We start from the raw sequence: 16374 nt of genomic DNA on the forward strand, positions 1-16374 counted from the left end.
ACGGCCTTGACCCGCGGCCACGGCACGCCCCGTGAACGTGCCGTAGCCGCGGGAGACTTGGTGGCTCAGCTGCCCAGCTTGTCCAGGTCCAGGATCTTGCCGGTGGGCTTCTTCGCCGGTACCGGCTTCTCGTACTCGCCGAACGTGAGCGTCCCCGGGTCCTTCGCGGAGACGCTGTCGATACGCAGCACATACGGCTTGCCCTCGGTCGCCACGTACAGCGTGTAGCTGTCCTTGCCGTCCTTCTCGTGCAGGGCGATCGCCGGGGTGCCGTCGAGGGTGGTCGTCTTCCCGCGCGTCGCATCCGAGTTGCCGTCGGCCGCGCCGCCGAGCATCGAGTTCAGGTCGCAGAAGCTCGCGATGTCCTTGGCGTCCGCGCCCTTCGCGGACATCTTGGTCCACTTCCCGGCCATCATGTCCACGACCGCATCGGTGTCCGCCTTGGACTCGCCGTCACTCTGCGCCCGCAGGAACGCCTCGTCGTACTTCATGTAGATGGTGTCGCCGGACTTGACCATGTCGGCCTTGCCCTTGCCCTGAAAGCTCAACGTGCCGGCGCACTCGCCCTTCTTGTCCAGCGCCATGTCGATCACGATCGTGCCGCCGCTCTCGTCGTCGGGTATCTCGCCCTTCAGCCGTAGCGACGAGGCGCCGGTGGTGGCGGTCAGGGACCGGTCGGCGATCTCGCCACCGGTCAGCCCGGCGAACGGTCCCTTCGGCTTGCTGTCCGCCTTGTCCTCGCCGGGCAGACACCCGGTGAGTCCCGCGGCGGCCACGGTGGTGAGGCAGAGAGCGGCAAGTGCGGTACGACGCATGGCAGTTCCTTGATGGAGTGGTGAGCGGTGACGAGATGAGGGAGGCGCCCCGAAGCGGGGTCCGGAGAGGCGCCGGGCGGGCCGACGCGCAGAGATGTGCCTACGGCGGGATGGGCACGCGTGGGGCAGAGGGACGAGCGTTGACCTGACCTGACCTGACCTGACCTGACCTGACCTGGCCCGACCTGATCAGAACGTCAGGCCGTCTTCGTCCAGTCCTTGCGGCCGGTCGTCTTGAAGTGGGCGTCCTTGGTGCTGATCGTGACGACGGCCGTGCCGGTCACGTTGTCGTTCGCGAGGATCGAGTCCAGCCCGTGCTCGGCGTCCTTCGCGCGCTCCCAGTAGCACAGGTGGTCCTTGTTGCCGGTGGACCTGTAGGTGCCGGGGGCGATGTCGGTGCCGACCTTGAACATGCCGCCGTCGCCGGCCATCCTCGTGGCGGGGGAGCCCTGCGGCTTCGCGTCGACGGTCTCCCAGTCCTTGCAGCCACTGGACTCGAAGATCTTGTCGGTGGCCTCGACGGTGACGTAACTGGCGCCGCTCACACGGTCGTTGGCCGGCAGCGAGACCGTGTCGCCCGAGGCGTCCTTGGCCCGCTCCCAGGAGCACATGCCGTCGGTGTTGCCGCTGGTGCGATACGTACCGGGCTTGATGTCCGTGCCGACCCGGAAGTCGCCGTCCCCGTCGAACGTGGCCTTCTTCGTCTCGGCGGCCTTGGTCGTGCCCGTGTTCTTCTTGCCGGTCGCCCCGTGTTCCGCGCCGGCGTTCGCCGACACGACCCCGATGACGACGACCCCCACGACGGCGCCGAGCGTGAGCCTGCCCTTCATGCCCATGGCTGTCCCCCTCCCCGATGCGGCGACCGCCTCCCTCCAGCGGCCGCTCGTTCGCTGGGTCAATGAGAGCAGAGGCTGTGAACCGAGTCAACACGATTCACGAGATGCTGTGTGTACACGGCCGTGAAGGGGTAGATCTTGCCTGCGTCGGTATGCTCGGCGTCACAGACGGACGGCAGGCGCAACGCGGACGCAATGAGGACAGAGCGCAGAGGTGGCGCGGACGCGGCGCGGCCGGTGCGACGAGGGGAGTGGGGCGAGTGCAGGACAACGCGACAGAGGTGACCGCCGCCGGAATCGCCCGGCTCGCCGGTGTCGGCCGTGCCGCCGTCAGCAACTGGCGCCGCCGTCACGCGGACTTCCCCAAGCCGGTCGGCGGCACCGAGACCAGCCCTGCCTTCGCCCTCGCCGAGATCGAGTCCTGGCTGCGCAAGCAGGGGAAACTCGCCGAAGTCCCGTTGCGCGAACGGGTCTGGCAGCAACTCGTCGGTCACCCCGAGGGTCCGGTCACCGCCCTGGTGTACGCCGGCTGCGCCCTGCTGCTCATCCATGAACGCCCCACCGTCTGGCTGGACGTGAGCGCCGGTTCGGACGAGCGGATGGCCGCGATGCTGCCCGGCGCGCTGGAGCAGGTGATCGTGCCGCGCTTCGGTGCGGTGCGCGGACGCGGAGTTCACAGGGGGCAAGAGGGGAGCGCCGCGGCGGCTGTGAACACGCCGAACACCCATGCCGCCCGAAACACCCCGAACACGCAGAAGACTGTGAACACCCCGGCCGACCCGACAACGCCCCCGGCTCCCGTGAACACTGCCCACCCTGTGAACACGGCTCTGCCCGCGAACACCGTTCCAGCCGTTCACACGCCGCCGGCCGTTCACACACCGCCCGCCGCGTACCTCGCCCCCACCCCGAGCCCCACCACACCCCCCACCCCCGCAGTCCAGACCCCCACCGGCCCCCAACTCCTCCCCTCCGCCCCCCTCCTCCGAGGCACCGCGGAACTCGCCGCGGAGCTGGGCGCACGCCAGGCGTTCGAGTTCCTGCTCGGGCGGCATCTCGACGCCAATCCGCGCCAGTACACGCTCACCCCGACCGAACTCGCCCGCCTGATGGCCGAGTTGGCCGAGTCGGCGGGCCCGGCCGGTATCGCGCTCGACCCGGCCTGCGGCACCGGCGCCCTGTTGCGTGCCGTCACCCCCCGCCCCGGCCAGGAGCTGTACGCCCAGGACGACGCCCCCGACCTCGCGGCACTCACCGCGCTCCGGCTCGCCCTGCACGCGCAGGTCACCGTCCGCGGCACGGCCGGCGACACGCTGCGCGCCGACGCGTACCCGGCGCTGCGGGCCGACGTGGTCCTGTGCCATCCGCCGTTCAACGAGCGCAACTGGGGCCACGACGAACTCGCCTACGACCCCCGCTGGGAGTACGGCTTCCCGGCGCGCAACGAGTCCGAGCTGGCCTGGGTGCAGCACGCGCTGGCCCGGCTCAAGGACGGCGGCACGGCCGTGCTGCTGATGCCGCCGGCCGCGGCCTCCCGGCGTTCGGGGCGCCGGATCCGCGCCGACCTGTTGCGGCGCGGGGCGCTGAAGGCGGTCGTAGCGCTGCCGGTCGGGGCGGCGCCGCCGTACAACATCCCGTTGCACCTGTGGGTGTTGCGGCGGCCGGAGCGGGCGGCGGCGCAGCCGGAGGTGCTGCTGGTGGACACCGGGCGGTTCGCCACCGAGGGGCGGGGCGGGCCGGACTGGCAGGCCGTGCGGGGCGCGGTGCTCGACGCCTGGAAGGCGTTCGACCGCGCGGGGCGGCTGGACGACGAGCCGGGGCTGGCGCGTTCCGTGCCGGTCATCGAACTCCTCGACGACGACGTGGACTTCGCCCCCGCCCGACACCTCCCGCCCGCGACCGCGGCCGACGGCGCCGACGAGCTCACGGCCGTCCGCGAGCGGCTCGGCGAGACGCTCCGGCTGACCGCCGACCTCACCCCGCCACCCGTAGAGCACTCCACCGACCCCGACCGCCCCACGCGCTGGCCGCTCACCACGATCGGTGAACTCGCGCGCGGGGGCGCCCTGGTGATGCGGACCGGAGGAAACGGCGGCCACGCGCGTGTGCCCGTTCTCACCGACCACGACGTCCTCGCCGGAACGGCCCCTTCCGGCATCCTCCCCGAGAGTGACGAGGACGCCGTCCTCACGGAACCAGGCGATGTCGTCGTTCCGGTGCTGGGCGGCGGTTCGATGGCCCGCGTGATCGACGGCACGACCGCGGGCGCCGCCCTGGGGCGCAGCCTCGTCCTGCTCCGGCCCGATCCCGGCGCCCTGGACCCGTGGTTCCTCGCCGGCTTCCTGCGCGGCACCGCCAACAACCGCCAGGCCAGCAGCTACGCCTCCACGGCGACCCGACTCGACGTCCGCAGGCTCCAGTTGCCGCGCCTCCCCCTGGACGAACAGCGGCGCTACGGAGCCCGGTTCCGCGCCCTGGAGGACTTCGAGCGGGCGCTGCGGCAGGCGGGCCGGCTCGGCGAGCAGCTCGTGCGCGGCATGTACGACGGCCTGACGGACGGCACGGTCACGCCCGACTGAGGCGAGCCGCCCGGCCGCCCCTCGATCCGCCCCCGTTGCCCGCCTCGTCCCGGAAGGCCCCGCTCCGCGCGCACCCGACCGCACCTGCGACGTCGTACGAAGTGATCAGCACGACAACGGTTCGGTACAACCCGGGACCGGTTGTCGGTGTCGGCCTATACGCTCGAAGCGACAATCGCACGACCGCTGTCGTCCGCGCGCCGAACACGCGCCGGACCGACGGCGGTCGCCGCACCGTACGTCCTCCGAAGGCACCAGGAGCAGCCATGCAAGGCCACGGCTACCCGCAGCCGGCGAAGCCACCGCCGCCCACCGGGGCGCTGGTCCTCGTGCGCGTGCTGTTCGTGGGGATCTCGGTGTTCTGCATCGGGTTCCTGGCCTGGACGATGCTGCTGCGGCTGGCCATCGTGACCCGCAAGTCCCTGGACTGGGGCCTGTTCGTGGCCGCGCTGGCGGCGGACGTGCTCAGTATCGTGCTGCTCGGCTCCGAGCCCGGCGAGGACGTCCACACCGCCGGCGGCTATCTGGGCATCACCCTGCTCCTGGGCACCCTGGTGGCGTCGATCGCGTACTACCTGGCGGCGGACATACGCCACTTCCAGCAACTGCGTTACGGCGGCGGCTACGGCGGGCAGCAGCCCCCGGCCCCGGCGTACGGCTATCCGCAGTCCTCGCAGCCGACGCCGACCCCGTACACCGCGACGACCGCGCCGCAGCACACCCCGCCGCCGATGCCGCACACGCCCGTGCCGCGGCAGCACACCCCGCCGCCCGTGTCGCAGCCGCCGATGAACACCCCGCCGCCGCAGCGCCCCGCGCCCGCCCGTATCGACCAAGTGCGGGCGGAGCTGGACGAGTTGAGTGACTATCTGCGCAAGCACGACGAGGGCGGAAGGTGACCGTGGCGGCAGGACGGGTCGTCGCGGACCGCTATGAACTGTCCACGCTGATCGGACAGGGCGGCATGGGCCAGGTCTGGACGGCGTACGACCGGCGGCTGGACCGGCGCGTGGCGGTGAAGCTGCTGCGCCCCGACAAGGTGGCGGGCCAGGAGGCCGACGAACTGCGCCGCCGCTTCGTGCGCGAGTGCCGGGTGACCGCACAGGTCGACCACCCCGGGCTTGTCACGGTGCACGACGCGGGCAGCGAGGGCGAGGAGCTGTTCCTCGTCATGCAGTACATCGACGGCGCCGACCTCTCCGACCACCTCGCCGAGCAGGACCCGTACCCGTGGCAGTGGGCGGTCGCCGTCGCGGCCCAACTGTGCGCCGTCCTGAGCGCCGTGCACGCCGTGCCGATCGTCCACCGCGACCTGAAGCCGCGCAACGTGATGGTGAAGCAGGACGGCACTGTCACCGTCCTCGACCTGGGCGTCGCCTCCGTCATGGACGCCGACACCACCCGCCTCACGCACACCGGCACCCCCATCGGATCGCCCGCCTACATGGCCCCCGAGCAGGCGATGGGCGGCGCGGTCGGCCCGTACACCGACCTGTACGCGCTCGGCGTGGTCCTGCACGAACTCCTCAGCGGGGACGTGCCGTTCGCGGGCTCCACGGCCCTCGGCGTGCTGCACCGGCACCTGTACGAGCCGCCGGTGCCTGTCCGCCGTATCCGCCCCGAGGTCCCCGAGTCGCTCGAAGCGCTCGTCCTGCACCTGCTCGCCAAGGACCCGCAGCACCGCCCCGGCTCCGCGCAGGAGGTCTACGAACGTCTCGCGCTGCTGCTGCCCGCGCGCGGGATGCCCACCGGGGCGCCGCTCGACCCCACCCGCCCGTTCCTGCGCCCGCACGCCCCCTGGCCGGACCGCGCCCGCACGCCCGCGTCGCAGCCCGCCCCGCTGGCGCCGCCCGCCGCCGAGAAACGCGATGTCGCCGCCGCCGTCGACGAGGTCAAGCGGCTGCTCGGCGAGGGCCGCATCACGCAGGCCGTCGACATCCTCGGCGCGATCCTGCCCACCGCCGCCGAGCAGCACGGCGTGCACTCCCCGGTCGTCCGCACCCTGCGCAAGCAGTACGCGGCCACGCTCATGGACGACGGCCAGTACCGGCGCGCGCTGCCCGAACTGCGCCGCCTCGCCGACGAACGCGCCGCCGAGGCCGGCCCGTCCGACCCGCAGTCCCTGCGCTACCGCTACGAGGCCGCCCAGTGCCTGGAGTCGCTCGGCGACCCGGCGGCGGCCCTCGCGGAGTACCGCGCGCTGCTGCCGTACTACGAGAACCAGTACATGGCAGGCGACCCCGAACTCGCCCACGAGGTCCGCCGCCGCATGGGCCACCTGCTGCTCGCCCTCGGCGACCGGGGCGCGGCCCACGAGACCCTCGCCCGCCTCCTGGTCGACGTCGAACGCCGGCACGGCCCCGGCCACCCGCTCGCGGCGGACATCCGGCGCACGCTGCAATGGCTGGGGCAGGTGCGGGGCTAGCGCGACCGGCGGCTAGATTTTGCCCAGCACGCGCGCGTAGCGCGCGACATCAAGCAGGCGTACACCAGGGGTGGGGTCTTTTCATGTCCGAGCACCGGCAGTCGAAGAAGCGCAGATACATAGCCTGGGGCGTCGCCGGTGCCGCCGTCGTCGCCGGCGGCGGTGTCGCCGCGACGGAATCGATGGCCGCCACCACCTGGCCCGCCCAGAAGACCTACACCGGCCACGCCTTCGACACCTGCGCGGCCCCCTCCCTCGCCGCGATGAAGGCCTGGCACACCGACGGCGCCTACGGTGCCGCGGCCGTCTACATCGGCGGCAGGAACCGCGGCTGCAGCCAGCCCAACCTGACCGCGTCCTGGGTCAAGTCCCTCAGCACGGTCGGCTGGAAGTTCATCCCGCTCTACGTCGGCTCGCAGCCGTCCTGCGGTTCCGGCGGCTCGGTGAAGATCAGCGCCTCCACGGCCGCGTCCGTCGGCAAGTCCGAGGCGGACGACGCGGTGACCAAGGCGAAGGCGCTCGGCTTCAAGGCCGGCAGCCCGGTCTACCTGGACATGGAGGCGTACGACATCACGAACACGGCCTGCAACAACGCCGTGCTGACGTACGTCCGCGCCTTCGACAAGGAACTGCACGCCAAGATCTACCGCACCGGCTACTACGGCTTCAGCAGCTCCAGCGCCAAGGCGATCGCGACCGCGACCAACAAGACGGACCTGCCGGGCAACCTCTGGTACGCGCTGTGGGACAAGACGTACACCACGACCTCGGACTGGCCCTGGGGCTCCACCCAGTTCACCAACCACAGCCGCGCCCACCAGTACATGGTCAACAGCAAGGAGACCCGCGGCGGTTACACGATCACCGTGGACCGCGACGCGTGGGACGCGCCGGTCGCCATCACCGGCTGAGCGCTGGGGCCCGTAGCGGGCGGGCGGGATGGAGCTCGCGGAGACCACGCGTGCGTGCCGGTGCCCGAAGTCCTGGTGAATCGTTGGTCGAATGGGTTGGCCCCAGGCGACCCACTGCCTACCATCGATCACCGCAAGACTTTGTGCACCGTCGCACAATCTCCAACGGGAGGCTCCCTTGCACCGCCGCCGTCGTACCGCGCTCGTCCTCACCGCCGTGATCGCCGCCGCGTCCCCCGCCCTGACCGCCTGCGGAAGCGAGGCGCATCCGGGCGCCGCGGCCGTCGTGGGCGGCCAGCGCATCACCGTCGCGCAGCTGCAGAGCCGGGTCAACGAGGTGCGTACGGCCCAGCGGTCGGCCGTACAGAACGAGGCACAGTACGAGCGCGCCATCGCCACCACCGGCGGCCTCACCCGCGAGACGCTCTACGGCATGGTCTTCGACCAGGTCGTCCACCGCGCCGCGCAGGACGCCGGGGTCACCGTCACCCGCAAGGACATCCAGGACATGCGGACCGCCCTCGCCCAGCAGGCGGGCGGCGCCAAGGCCCTGGAGGCGACCTGGCTCGCCCAGTACGGCGTCCCCCCGCAGCGCCTCGACGAGAACCTCCGCCTCCAGGTGGAGGGACGCAAACTCGCCGCGAAACTCGGCACCGACACCACCCAGCCCGCCTTCTGGAAGGCCCTCTCCACCGCGTCCAAGGAACTCCACGTCGACCTCAACCCGCGCTACGGCACGTGGGACGTGACCAAGAGCAGCCGGGTGGACGCGAAGACGCCGTGGGTGCGGGAAGTCACCGCGACGCAGACGCAGCAGTCTGCGTAACGGTACGGCGGCTCGGCAGGCCCGGTGGTCGGGGGCCGGCGGGGTGCAGGCCTTCGGGTCGGGCGTCGGCGGGTCGGGGTTCGGCCTGTGGACAACGGGGGTGCGCGCCGGCCTGGGGAAAACAGCGGCGCCCGTCGGCCTGTGGATAACTCCGGGGCTGTCGGCGGCGTGGGTTACGTTCGGTGGGTGAACGCAACCAGCCCCAGTTCCGACGCGACCGACCCCACCCCCGAGGGCGCCCACCCCGGCCGCATCGTCCTGCTCACCACCAGCCACCGCGTCGCCCCCGGCCTGCTCTCCTGGCCCGCCTGGCAGGCGCTGCGCGACGCCGACCGGGTGCTGTGCGCGGACGGCGCGCATCCGCAGCTGCCGTATCTGAGCGAGGCCGGCATAACCGTCGTCGAGGCCTCCCCGACCGCAGAGGAACTGGTCGCCGCCTGCGCGGACGGCTCCACGGTGGTGGTCGTGGCCACGGGTGAGGGCGAACCGGCCCTGACCGACGGCCTGGCCCGCCTGGCGGGCTCGGGCCGCGTCCAGATGCCGGACCTGGAACTCCTCCCCGCCTCCTACGACCTGCCCGGCGCCCGCCTCCTCGACCTCGTCCAGGTCATGGACCGCATCCGCGCCGAGTGCCCGTGGTCCTCCCAGCAGACCCACAAGGGCCTGGCGAAGTACGGCATCGAGGAGGCGTACGAACTCGTCGAGGCGATCGAGGAGGGCGACCGCGACGAACTCCGCGAGGAACTCGGCGACGTCCTCCTCCAGGTCGTCTTCCACGCCCGCATCGCCGAGGAGGACCCCGACACCCCCTTCTCCATCGACGACGTCGCAGCGGGCATCATCACCAAGCTGATCCACCGTCACCCCCACGTCTTCGGCGACGAGACGGCGTCAACTCCCGAGGAGGTGAAGGCGCATTGGCTCCGCACGAAGGCCGAGGAGAAGCGCCGCACCTCCATCACCGAGGGCATCCCCATGGGCCAGCCCGGCCTAGCCCTCGCGTCGAAGCTGGCATCGCGCGTGCGTACGGCGGGACTTGAGGTTCCGTTGCCTACGGGGGATGCCGGCATCGGGTACGAGCTGCTGGCGCTGGCTGTGCGGGCGGAGGCGGCCGGGGTGGATCCGGAGGCTGCCTTGCGGGCGGCGGGGCGGGCTTATCGGGATGCGATCAGGGAGAAGGAGAGCGGCAGCGAGGCCGGTAGCGGGAGTTGACTCGGCCTGCTGACGCACTCCGTGTTCGGAGCGAGGCCCGCCCGGGTGATCCACGCCTCTCAGTCGGCGGTGAACTTCACCGGGAGGTTCCGGAGCCCCCGCATGATCAGTCCGCCTCGCCAGCGCAAGTCCCCTGGATCGACGTCAAGTTGGAGATCGGGCAGACGGCGCAGCAAGGTGGCCAGCGCGGTGCGACCTTCTAGACGGGCGAGCGGGGCGCCGATGCAGTAGTGGATGCCGTGTCCGTAGCCGAGGTGCTGGTTGTCCCTGCGGGAGAGGTCGAGTGTGTCCGGTTCGTCGAAACGGGCGGGATCGCGGTCGGCGGCGGCGAGGACCACGAGCACGGGATCACCGGAGGCGATGGATTGTCCGCCGATTTCGAGGGGCTCGGTTGCGTAGCGCCAGGTGGCCAGTTCTACCGGGCCGTCGTAGCGGAGCAACTCCTCGACGGCGGTGTCGAGGAGTTGCTCTTCGCCACGCTCGATCGACTCCTGAAGTTGCGCCCTCTGTTTCGGGTTGCGCAGCAGGGCATAGGTGCCGTTGCCGATCAAATTGATGACGGTCTCAAAACCGGCGAAGAGCAGTACGAAGCACATGGCCGCCGCTTCGTTCTCGGAGAGGTGCTCGCCGTGGTCGGAGGCGCGGATGAGTCCGGAGATGAGGTCTTCGCCGGGGTCGGGGGTGTCCGGGAGCGCCTCCCGCTTGCGGTGGATCAGTTCGGCGAGGTAGGCGCGCATCTTCTTCACGGACCGTGCGACCCCGCCCCTCGGGCCGCCCTGGTGCCGGATCATCATCCCTGCCCAGTCCCGGAAGTCGTCCTGGTCCTCGCGGGGGACGCCGAGCAGGTCGCAGATGGCGTGGATGGGGAGGGGGAACGCGAACTCGTGAATGAGGTCGGCGCTTCCGGTACGCGCGAACCGATCGATGAGCTGGTCGGTCAACTCTTGGACCCGCGGCGCGAATTCGGCCACTCGACGGGGTGTGAACGCCTTGGAGACGAGCCGACGGAGCCGTGTGTGGTCCGGCGGGTCGATGTTGAGCAGATGCGTCATGAGGTTGGCGCTGCGCTCACCGGGGATGCCCGTCCTGCTCTTGCCGCGGGCGTCTTCCGCGTGGTGCACGGGATTCTTGGAGAGGCGCTGGTCGGCGAGCGCCGACTTGGCGTCCGTGTATCGGGTGACCAGCCAGGCCTCCACCCCGCTGGGGAGCGTGGTGCGGTGCACGGGCGCATGCTCCCGGAGCCATGCGTAGGCGGGGTAGGGGTCGCTGGCGAACTCCCAGGTGAAGAGTTCGGGTTCGATATGCGGGGCGCTCACGGGGAGACGGTACCGGGAGCCGCGTTGCGCGGGTGAGATCGCCGGATTGTGCGATTCCCCTTCAACTGCGCAGAGTGAAAAGTAATGTTCCCCGAAACGGCCCCGGCCCCAGAGCGCTTGCGACAGCGCGAAGGAGCCGGAACCTTCCCGGCGGCCGTTGTGGTCGCCAGGTACGCGCGCGTCTCCACTCTGGACCAACTCGACGGCTTCGGGCTGGAAGACCAGGACAGGGTCTCGGACGCATGGCTCGCCCGGCATCCTGAAGTCGCGGTCCACGACTCCTACGTGGACGAAGCGGTGTCCGGGGCCTTGGAACGCCGTCCCGAGACGGACCGCCTCGTAGCCGACGCACACCGACAGTGCTTCAACCGCATCCTCGTTCCCAAGGTCGACCGCATCGGGCGCACGGCCCGAGCCGCCTACCTGTGGGCCTGGAACATGACCGCCTCGGCATCCACTTCATCTCGGTCACCGAAGGGATCGACACCAGCACCGAAGAGGCTGGCAGCGGTTCATGCAGTACGTCACCTTCGCCGAGATGGAGTGGCGACGTATCAAGGAACGCACCGTCGCCGGCCGAGAGTTCACGAGTAGGTATGACATCCGGCGCCGGTTCGAGGGGATGCTCCACAGGCTGCGGCACGGCCTGACATGGGGTGACATGCCCCTCATCCGGGGGCCCGTCGACCCGATTCGTGTGCGGCGGCTCTCCTGGTGGCAAAAAGGTGCATGGCCTGAGGTCGTGAGGAGCCTGGGCGGCGACGCCGTCGGAGTGGCCGCCTACAGGCGGCCGTCCCTGCCGCCGCTCGTGGTGACTGCTCAGTTCGGCGCCGGGGCCCGCGATGGACCCGTCCCCGCCCGTCTCTGAATTCGGACGCGCGGGCCGCCTCCTCCCCCCCCGTAACCCCGAACCCGAACGGCCACTCCGACGCCGTGAACCCGAAGCCGAACGGGTCATCTCGCCCCCTAAACCCAAAGGTGACAGTTCTTCACCTCTGTGATCTTCACGTGATCTCCGTGGCATTAACTTGTGACAAGTGATCGACTGTGGGTACGTTCACGTACCAGCGCGGCGCCCCGCATCACCCCTCGCACCACCCGCCGCGCGGTCCCCCCGCTGTCACGCGAAAGGCCTCCGCATGCTCTCCGGGAACGGTCGTCACCGTCGCCCCCGTCAGGCTCCGGCGCTCCTCGTCGCGGCCGGGGTGACCGGCTCCGCCATCGCCATCCCCCTCCTCGCCGCCGCCTCCGCGAACGCCGCCGACGGCACCACCTGGGACAAGGTGGCCAACTGCGAGAGCGGCGGCTCCTGGAGCATGAACGACGGAAACGGCTACTTCGGCGGCCTGCAGATGACCCAGGACGAATGGGAGAAGTACGGCGGCCTCGCCTACGCCCCGAGCGCCGACCTGGCCAGCCGCTCGCAGCAGATAGCCGTCGCCGAGAAGGTCCTCGACGACAAGGGCACCTCCGCGTGGACCACCTGCGCGCTGCTCTCCGGTCTCACCACCTCCTCGGGTTCGACGGACGTCGACACCGGCCTCGCGAGCGACTCCCCGTCGGCCACCCCGACCGGCTCCTCCGACTCCGGTTCCGACTCCGACTCCGGTTCGTCCGACTCGCCCGCTTCCTCCGGGTTGTCCGACTCCGGCGCCACGGACTCGACTTCGTCCGACGCGTCCGGCGGCGACTCGTCGACCGACAGTCCCTCGCCCACCGCGACGGACAACTCCAGCAAGTCCGACAAGTCCACCACCCCTTCGGTCGGCAACGACTCGGTCGCCGCCTCCCCGAAAATCGACGAATCGGACAACCCGGCCCAGGCGGTGGGCAAATGGAGCCTCGTCGACACCGGCGCGCTCGGTGATTCCGACGACCAGCAGGGCGATCAGCAGAGCACTCAGCAGAGTGCCGGTAAGCATCGCGGCGCCAGTGCCGAGGAGAGCGTGTCGCCGCAGACCTACATCGTCCGCGCCGGCGACTCCCTCGCGTCGATCGCCGACTCCCTTGGCTACGACGGCGGATGGACTGCGCTCTACGCCGAGAACAAAAAGGTGATAGGCGCCGATCCGACCCAGATCGCCGCCGGTCAGACCTTGGACGTCGGTACGGAAGCGGACGAAAAGTAGCAAGAGAACAGCGGGAGTTCGCGTCATGCTTCGCTCGGGAATGTCCGGTTTGATCAAAGTGTGGGATGAGTCTCAGAAGCCCTGATCGTCTTTGAAATTCCGCCGATTCCGTGTCTACGGTCAAGGCCGCTCGTCACCACGAGCCCCGGTTGCCGCACACGCCGAGTCCTGCCAGCGGCCTCCGGGAACAGTCGTCGCGTCAAGCGCCGTAGGCAGGAGCGGGGGACCCAAGGTAAGCGCCGGGCCCGGGAGTTGAGAGACGACCGGAACCGGCTTGGGGTTAAGTCGTGCCGCGTACGAGACGTACGAGCACGGCCGGGCAACTCACACGGCCCGAACCCGACAGCTCACCTCGCAGGCGTCGGTGAGGGGATTGGGATTTTCCATGCTGTTTTCCAGCAAGGGCAAGCACCGCCGTCCGTCCAAGGCCACCCGCGTCGCCACGCTCGCCGGCGTCACCGGTGTCGCGATCGCCGCGCCGCTCATGGCCACCGGCAGTGCCTCCGCCGCCACCGCGTCCGAGTGGGACACGGTCGCCAGCTGCGAGTCCGGCGGCAACTGGTCCATCAACACCGGTAACGGCTACTACGGCGGTCTGCAGTTCTCCGCCTCGACGTGGGCCGCGTACGGCGGCACCGCCTACGCCTCCACCGCGAACCAGGCCTCCAAGTCCCAGCAGATAGCCGTGGCGGAGAAGGTTCTCGCCGCCCAGGGCAAGGGCGCCTGGCCCACCTGCGGCACCGGCCTCTCCGGCGCCTCGTACTCCGGCGGCAGCTCCAGCTCGTCGAGCGGCTCGAACAGCTCCAGCTCCTCCAAGAGCACCACCGAGCGTTCCACGAGCGACACCACCGCCTCCCGCTCCGCCGAGCGCCCGGCCGCCAAGAAGACCGTCACCACCCCGACCGGCAAGAAGGTCAAGAAGGGCGACGGCGAGTACAAGGTCGTCAAGGGCGACACCCTCAGCTCCATCGCCGAGAAGCACAAGGTGAAGGGCGGCTGGCAGCAGCTGTTCAAGCTGAACAAGAACATCATCGACGACGCCGACTTCATCTTCCCGGGCCAGCAGCTCCACCTGAAGTGACCTATCGGTCTCGTAGCTGAACCACAGCGCCCTCACATCCGGGGTCCCCATCATGGAGACCTCGTGAGGGTCACCCCCGTCCCCCACGGGCTCCCCGCTCCGGTGCGTGTTCCCCCGTACGCACCGGGGCGGGGCTTTTTTGCGTCCTCGGCCCGCCGCCCCCGTCCCCATACCCGCCGCTTGCCGGGACTTTTTGTTCCGTTCGGAAACAATTTACTCTCGGTTCTGTCCATCAGGCGGCCGACCGGATGGCCAATCGCCCCGAGCCGGTTAGGCTCGTCTCGCAGAGCCGCTGCGGTGTTGCCGTAGCCGCGTCAGATCCCAAGAAGGAGATGCTCGTGCCGTCCATCGACGTCGTCGTAGCCCGGGAAATCCTGGACTCCCGAGGCAACCCCACGGTCGAGGTCGAGGTCGGCCTCGACGACGGCAGCACGGGTCGTGCCGCCGTTCCGTCCGGCGCCTCCACGGGTGCCTTCGAGGCCATCGAGCTGCGTGACGGTGACCCCAACCGCTACGGCGGCAAGGGTGTCGAGAAGGCCGTCCTCGCCGTCATCGAGCAGATCGGCCCGGAGCTCGTCGGCTACGACGCCACCGAGCAGCGCCTGATCGACCAGGCGATGTTCGACCTGGACGCCACCGACAACAAGGGCTCGCTCGGCGCCAACGCCATCCTCGGCGTCTCCCTCGCCGTCGCGCACGCCGCGTCCGAGGCCAGCGACCTCCCCCTCTTCCGCTACCTCGGCGGCCCGAACGCGCACCTGCTGCCCGTTCCGATGATGAACATCCTGAACGGCGGCTCGCACGCCGACTCCAACGTGGACATCCAGGAGTTCATGATCGCCCCGATCGGCGCGGAGTCCTTCTCCGAGGCGCTGCGCTGGGGTGCCGAGATCTACCACACCCTCAAGAAGGTGCTGAAGACCAAGGGCCTGTCCACCGGTCTCGGCGACGAGGGCGGCTTCGCCCCGAACCTGGAGTCCAACCGCGCCGCGCTCGACCTCATCATCGAGGCCATCAAGCAGGCCGGTTACATCCCCGGCGAGCAGATCGGGCTCGCGCTCGACGTCGCCGCGTCCGAGTTCTACAAGGACGGCAAGTACGAGTTCGAGGGCAAGTCCCGCTCGGCCGCCGAGATGACCGAGTACTACGAGGAGCTCGTGGCGGCCTACCCGCTCGTCTCCATCGAGGACCCGCTGTACGAGGACGACTGGGCCGGCTGGAAGGTCATCACCGACCGCATCGGCGACAAGGTCCAGATCGTCGGCGACGACCTCTTCGTCACCAACCCGGAGCGCCTCGCCCGCGGCATCGAGGAGGGCACGGCCAACGCCCTGCTCGTCAAGGTGAACCAGATCGGCTCGCTGACCGAGACCCTGGACGCCGTCGAGATGGCCCAGCGCAACGGCTTCAAGTGCATGATGTCCCACCGCTCCGGCGAGACCGAGGACACCACCATCGCCGACCTCGCCGTCGCGGTGAACTGCGGCCAGATCAAGACCGGCGCCCCGGCCCGCTCGGACCGCGTCGCCAAGTACAACCAGCTGCTCCGCATCGAGGAGATCCTCGACGACGCGGCCGAGTACGCGGGCCGCAGCGCCTTCCCGCGCTTCAAGGGCTGACCCCAGGGGATCCACCGGGTCAATCCTTAGCCAGTCGCACGTACGTCCTCGCACCCGGTCCCGTACCGTGTGCGGGGACGTACGCACGTGTGAAGGGGAGGCGGGACATGGCCGTGAAGGACCGGGACCGGTTCTCCACCGCGACCAGGCTCAAGCTGCTCGGCGAGCAGACGGCGGCCCGTGTCTACCGCTCCCAGACCAAGCGGCAGGCCCGCCGCTCCCGGCTCACCGGCCGGGCGGCCCTCCTCGCCCTGGTGCTGTGCTCGCTCATCGTGGCGCTGGCGTACCCGATAAGGCAGTACGTCTCCCAGCGCGCCGAGATCTCCGACCTGGAGCGGCAGCAGGCGCAGGCGCGGCAGCGCGTCGAGCAGCTCCGCGACCTCAAGGCGCGCTGGCAGGACGACTCGTACGCGGAGCAGCAGATCCGGCAGCGGCTGCACTACGTGATGCCCGGGGAGACGGGCTACATCGTGATCGACCCGGACGCGGCGAAGCAGTCGCGCGCGGAACTGGGGGCGGCCGACCGCCCGTGGTACTCGAACGTCTGGGACGGCGTGGACAAGTCCGACGCCTCCGACCGGTGACTGAACTGCCCAGTCGCCGAACCGAATTGAACTGACAGAGA

At 70.2% G+C, this 16374-nt stretch carries 15 protein-coding genes and 1 riboswitch; of the genes, 12 read left to right on the forward strand and 3 right to left on the reverse strand.

Annotated features, from left to right (window positions below):
- Positions 1 to 65: 65 nt before the first annotated feature.
- Both OG226_RS29600 and OG226_RS29605 read right to left on the reverse strand, forming a co-directional pair.
- Positions 66 to 815, reverse strand: coding sequence for a hypothetical protein (locus OG226_RS29600; RefSeq protein WP_328682736.1), 750 nt, complete (start codon positions 813 to 815; stop codon positions 66 to 68).
- 197 nt (positions 816 to 1012) lie between these two features.
- Positions 1013 to 1651, reverse strand: coding sequence for a hypothetical protein (locus tag OG226_RS29605; protein ID WP_329350544.1), 639 nt, complete (start codon positions 1649 to 1651; stop codon positions 1013 to 1015).
- A 260-nt stretch (positions 1652 to 1911) separates the two neighbouring features.
- Between OG226_RS29605 and OG226_RS29610 the strand changes: the two genes are divergently transcribed.
- The 6 genes from OG226_RS29610 (at position 1912) to OG226_RS29635 (ending at position 9604) form a co-directional block, all read left to right on the forward strand.
- Entirely contained in the window at positions 1912 to 4230 is a 2319-nt protein-coding gene (locus tag OG226_RS29610) for an N-6 DNA methylase (RefSeq protein ID WP_329350545.1), read from the forward strand.
- Positions 4231 to 4496: 266 nt separating this feature from the next.
- Positions 4497 to 5129, forward strand: a complete 633-nt coding sequence (locus OG226_RS29615) for a hypothetical protein (protein ID WP_328682740.1) — start codon at positions 4497 to 4499, stop codon at positions 5127 to 5129.
- Between the two features lie 38 nt (positions 5130 to 5167).
- Positions 5168 to 6655, forward strand: a complete 1488-nt coding sequence (locus OG226_RS29620; protein WP_328686462.1) for a serine/threonine-protein kinase — start codon at positions 5168 to 5170, stop codon at positions 6653 to 6655.
- Positions 6656 to 6738: 83 nt separating this feature from the next.
- Entirely contained in the window at positions 6739 to 7566 is an 828-nt protein-coding gene (locus OG226_RS29625; RefSeq protein ID WP_329350546.1) for a glycoside hydrolase domain-containing protein, read from the forward strand.
- 178 nt (positions 7567 to 7744) lie between these two features.
- On the forward strand, positions 7745 to 8392 hold the full coding sequence (locus OG226_RS29630) for a SurA N-terminal domain-containing protein (RefSeq protein ID WP_329350548.1): 648 nt from the start codon (positions 7745 to 7747) through the stop codon (positions 8390 to 8392).
- Between the two features lie 186 nt (positions 8393 to 8578).
- Positions 8579 to 9604 carry a nucleoside triphosphate pyrophosphohydrolase gene (locus tag OG226_RS29635; RefSeq protein ID WP_328682746.1) on the forward strand — a complete coding sequence of 342 codons (1026 nt, stop codon included), beginning with the start codon at positions 8579 to 8581 and terminating at the stop codon, positions 9602 to 9604.
- A 59-nt stretch (positions 9605 to 9663) separates the two neighbouring features.
- Here the strand turns inward: OG226_RS29635 and OG226_RS29640 are convergent, their stop codons facing one another.
- On the reverse strand, positions 9664 to 10920 hold the full coding sequence (locus OG226_RS29640; protein ID WP_328682748.1) for a cytochrome P450 family protein: 1257 nt from the start codon (positions 10918 to 10920) through the stop codon (positions 9664 to 9666).
- A gap of 84 nt (positions 10921 to 11004) precedes the next feature.
- Here OG226_RS29640 and OG226_RS51645 point away from each other — a divergent pair, with 84 nt between their 5' ends.
- The 6 genes from OG226_RS51645 (at position 11005) to OG226_RS29665 (ending at position 16333) form a co-directional block, all read left to right on the forward strand.
- Entirely contained in the window at positions 11005 to 11514 is a 510-nt protein-coding gene (locus OG226_RS51645; protein WP_443066921.1) for a recombinase family protein, read from the forward strand.
- On the forward strand, positions 11435 to 11788 hold the full coding sequence (locus tag OG226_RS29645) for a hypothetical protein (protein WP_329350549.1): 354 nt from the start codon (positions 11435 to 11437) through the stop codon (positions 11786 to 11788). The genes OG226_RS51645 and OG226_RS29645 overlap by 80 nt, the downstream gene beginning before the upstream one ends.
- A gap of 271 nt (positions 11789 to 12059) precedes the next feature.
- Positions 12060 to 13049 carry a transglycosylase family protein gene (locus OG226_RS29650; protein ID WP_329350550.1) on the forward strand — a complete coding sequence of 330 codons (990 nt, stop codon included), beginning with the start codon at positions 12060 to 12062 and terminating at the stop codon, positions 13047 to 13049.
- Positions 13050 to 13243: 194 nt separating this feature from the next.
- Positions 13244 to 13425: riboswitch (cyclic di-AMP (ydaO/yuaA leader) on the forward strand.
- Between the two features lie 9 nt (positions 13426 to 13434).
- Positions 13435 to 14130, forward strand: a complete 696-nt coding sequence (locus OG226_RS29655; RefSeq protein ID WP_328682754.1) for a transglycosylase family protein — start codon at positions 13435 to 13437, stop codon at positions 14128 to 14130.
- A gap of 332 nt (positions 14131 to 14462) precedes the next feature.
- Positions 14463 to 15749: a phosphopyruvate hydratase gene (eno, locus tag OG226_RS29660; RefSeq protein ID WP_328682756.1), complete on the forward strand. Its 1287-nt coding sequence runs from the start codon at positions 14463 to 14465 to the stop codon at positions 15747 to 15749.
- A 107-nt stretch (positions 15750 to 15856) separates the two neighbouring features.
- Positions 15857 to 16333, forward strand: coding sequence for an FtsB family cell division protein (locus tag OG226_RS29665; RefSeq protein WP_328682759.1), 477 nt, complete (start codon positions 15857 to 15859; stop codon positions 16331 to 16333).
- Positions 16334 to 16374: the final 41 nt, after the last annotated feature.

This window comes from Streptomyces sp. NBC_01261 (genome assembly GCF_036226385.1).
In the GTDB taxonomy this organism is placed as follows: Bacteria; Actinomycetota; Actinomycetes; order Streptomycetales; family Streptomycetaceae; genus Streptomyces.

Bases quoted from the DNA above. Each gene is read 5' to 3' on its own strand.
- eno (WP_328682756.1), top strand. From the start codon at position 14,463: ATGCTCGTGCCGTCCATCGACGTCGTCGTAGCCCGGGAAATCCTGGAC.
- OG226_RS29615 (WP_328682740.1), top strand. From the start codon at position 4,497: ATGCAAGGCCACGGCTACCCGCAGCCGGCGAAGCCACCGCCGCCCACC.
- OG226_RS29605 (WP_329350544.1), bottom strand. From the start codon at position 1,651: ATGGGCATGAAGGGCAGGCTCACGCTCGGCGCCGTCGTGGGGGTCGTC.
- OG226_RS29650 (WP_329350550.1), top strand. From the start codon at position 12,060: ATGCTCTCCGGGAACGGTCGTCACCGTCGCCCCCGTCAGGCTCCGGCG.
- OG226_RS29625 (WP_329350546.1), top strand. From the start codon at position 6,739: ATGTCCGAGCACCGGCAGTCGAAGAAGCGCAGATACATAGCCTGGGGC.
- OG226_RS29600 (WP_328682736.1), bottom strand. From the start codon at position 815: ATGCGTCGTACCGCACTTGCCGCTCTCTGCCTCACCACCGTGGCCGCC.
- OG226_RS51645 (WP_443066921.1), top strand. From the start codon at position 11,005: ATGTTCCCCGAAACGGCCCCGGCCCCAGAGCGCTTGCGACAGCGCGAA.
- OG226_RS29655 (WP_328682754.1), top strand. From the start codon at position 13,435: ATGCTGTTTTCCAGCAAGGGCAAGCACCGCCGTCCGTCCAAGGCCACC.
- OG226_RS29645 (WP_329350549.1), top strand. From the start codon at position 11,435: ATGCAGTACGTCACCTTCGCCGAGATGGAGTGGCGACGTATCAAGGAA.
- OG226_RS29665 (WP_328682759.1), top strand. From the start codon at position 15,857: ATGGCCGTGAAGGACCGGGACCGGTTCTCCACCGCGACCAGGCTCAAG.